Raw genomic sequence first — 2,530 nt, forward strand, 5'->3', positions numbered from 1 at the left:
CGGCGGGAACCTTAGGCGCGGGTGCGGGTCGGCACCGGAAGCGCCAGTAAATAAGGAAAAATCGGAGCGTAGCGCAGCCTGGTAGCGCACTTGCTTCGGGAGCAAGGGGTCGGGAGTTCGAATCTCCCCGCTCCGACCATTATTTTCAACGGGTTAGCAAATGATGGGATTTGCAGCGCCCAAGAAACCGCCCAAGAAACGCAGCCAAGTCAGGTTGGCGTTATTGCCGATCGTGGCCGCCGGCGCGGGTGGCCTGGCGGTGTTTGCCACGCTGCCTGACGGGCGGCTCAGGTCGGCGCCAAGCGCGGTGACGGCCGCCGGTGAGGCCATCACCGTGGTTGATGGCGATACCGTTGACATTGGCGGCAAGCGCTATCGCCTGCAGGGCTATGACGCCCCCGAAATCTACCACGCCAAGTGCGGGCAGGAGCGTGACCGCGGCTTGATCGCAGCCGCGCGCCTCATCGGTGTGCTGCGCGAAGGCGAGGTCAGCGTGCGGCGAGGTGCGGGTCGGGAAAAGTGGGGGAGAGGGTTGGCGCGGCTCTATGTGGCCGGGCGCGATGTCAGCGAATTGCTGATCGCGGAAGGCCACGCGCGGGCCTATGACGGCAAGAGCCGGCGGCAGGGCTGGTGCGGCAAGTGAGGCAAAGGCCGCACGGGTGCCCCACGCCCGGCAGGAGAGGGTGCCAGGGCGTGGGGCGGGGCGGCCAGGTGCGGGGTGGCACTGCCTGGCCGAACTCAAACCGTTAAGGCCTTCAGCTGCCGGCAACGATGCGTGCGGATATGATGGCGAGATTGAAAAGCACCGCGCCGAAAAGCAGCCATTTGATCTGGTCAAGAGGGGTCATTTCAACAAAACCTCCAGCCATTGTTTCAGAGCCTCGAGATTGACTTGCGCCACGCTGGTGACCACCACCACCACCACCAGGCCGATCACCTGAGCGATCGATTTGAGGTCGCCCTTGTTGAGCTTGCTGGTGAGGGTTTCCGGTGCGGCACTGGTGGCAGTAATCCGAGATGAGGTGCTCTGCAATTGATCTGAAATCGCTTGCAGTGCACGCCTCTGATGGCGCAACTGTCCCTGCATATCGCTGAGGCGCTGATCGATGCGCCCCAGCGTCATGCCAAGGCCAAAAACGTGGCCGCCGTTCTGTTCTGGCATCGTAGGAACTCCGTAGGTCGAAGAGGTGCGCTTTCATGGCGAAACCCCTGACCATAGCCCGATGACAATCCGCACAAAGTCTGGCATTTGATAGCCAACCACCCACGTTGCGGAAATGAATATCAGCGCGGCCCACACCCAGCCACTTGCACCATACCACTTGCGATAAATCGGCGCCGCGAAGAGGCAGAACGCCACCCACCAAATGCCTTGCGGAATTGTTGAAAACTGCGCCCATGTATCGCGATAGTGGGCGGCGTAGCCGCTTTGAATAATTCCTCTGCTCTCGAGCTCGAGCATGATGCGCCAAGGCATCCAGAGCGCGCGATGCGCCGGCAGAGCGGCTAGCAACAGCACCGTGGCAACAAAATCAGCTTGCCGATCAGCCCACACCCACCTGCGCCGACTTTTGTAATTGGCGATAACGACTGCCAGCGTCCACCAACCAAGCACCCAAGTGGTGAAGTTGTCGGCACCAATCACGCGGTGAGGCGATGGCGCTAACGGCCCGTGCAGCAGATAACCGGGCATGCCAACACATGCGCCGGTGAGAACGCCCAAACCGGCCCAATAAAGCTTGGAACTATATGCGCTTCTAGCTTGTGCTTCGTTCATGGAGTTTTTCCGTTCTGCATCGCGGCCGCGATAACGCGCTGGCGTTCACGCTCTGAGGCCTGCAAGGCATGCAACCGGCCGCGGGCGCGCAAGCGGCCGCTGCGTTCGCAATCGTGCGCGGCCTCGAGGTCTTCAACCGGGTATTTGTCTTTGCCAGGCGGCAGGCACGTGATGTTTGGCTCAGGCTTCATCAGGCCGGCGTCGATGTCGGGCAGCGCCAACGGCGTGACCACAACGTTATTTGACGCGCAGCCGCTCAGCAGGAATGAGGCAACGGCTGCAAGGGTCAGAAAGCGGCGATGATGCCCTCTGCCGGCGCAGCTCCTCGAGCTCGTTTTTCTGCTCATCGTTTTGCTTTTCCAATTCCTCGAGGCGTTGGCGATCGGCCGCCGGCAGCGTGCGGCCTGCCTCTTTGATGATGTCGGTGACGTGCCGCGATTGTTCCTTGATCTGCTTGCGCCAGAACGCATCACGCTCTCTTGATGCATCACAGCGCGCCAGCTGCAGAACGATGAAGCCCACCGCGATGATGAGTGCGCCACGCACCAGCGGCGCCACCAGGCCGCCGGCGGTGGTGCGGATCTCGATCAGTTGTTTCTCGATTGCGTCGTGCATGATCATCGGCCCAAGTTGGCGCCGGTCTGCGCGTCTTCAACGCGGATCTGCTCGATGGCCTGGCCCTTGAACATCAGGCGAGCGCCATAGATCACCGCGATCGTGCAGCCCATGCCAACGAGGCCGGCCGGCGTGAAG

General features: G+C 61.7%; 5 protein-coding genes and 1 tRNA gene. 2 read left to right on the plus strand and 4 right to left on the minus strand.

Going from position 1 to position 2,530, the window contains the following annotated elements:
• The first annotated feature begins 62 nt into the window (after positions 1-62).
• Both KKA81_16530 and KKA81_16535 read left to right on the plus strand, forming a co-directional pair.
• Positions 63-139: transfer RNA gene (locus KKA81_16530), tRNA-Pro, on the plus strand.
• Between the two features lie 21 nt (positions 140-160).
• Positions 161-643, plus strand: a complete 483-nt coding sequence (locus KKA81_16535; protein MBU2652533.1) for a thermonuclease family protein — start codon at positions 161-163, stop codon at positions 641-643.
• Between the two features lie 201 nt (positions 644-844).
• Here KKA81_16535 and KKA81_16540 read toward each other — a convergent pair whose 3' ends face one another.
• From KKA81_16540 to KKA81_16555, 4 genes are read right to left on the minus strand one after another with little or no spacing between them, the layout of a single operon-like run.
• Complete coding sequence (locus KKA81_16540) at positions 845-1,162, minus strand: hypothetical protein (protein ID MBU2652534.1); 318 nt, start codon at positions 1,160-1,162, stop codon at positions 845-847.
• 33 nt (positions 1,163-1,195) lie between these two features.
• Positions 1,196-1,777, minus strand: a complete 582-nt coding sequence (locus tag KKA81_16545; protein MBU2652535.1) for a hypothetical protein — start codon at positions 1,775-1,777, stop codon at positions 1,196-1,198.
• Positions 1,774-2,010: a hypothetical protein gene (locus tag KKA81_16550; GenBank protein ID MBU2652536.1), complete on the minus strand. Its 237-nt coding sequence runs from the start codon at positions 2,008-2,010 to the stop codon at positions 1,774-1,776. The genes KKA81_16545 and KKA81_16550 overlap by 4 nt, the downstream gene beginning before the upstream one ends.
• A 4-nt stretch (positions 2,011-2,014) precedes the next feature.
• Positions 2,015-2,398, minus strand: coding sequence for a hypothetical protein (locus KKA81_16555; GenBank protein ID MBU2652537.1), 384 nt, complete (start codon positions 2,396-2,398; stop codon positions 2,015-2,017).
• Positions 2,399-2,530 lie beyond the last annotated feature (132 nt).

Source organism: Bacteroidota bacterium (assembly GCA_018831055.1).
Classification (GTDB): Bacteria; Bacteroidota; Bacteroidia; order Bacteroidales; family B18-G4; genus M55B132.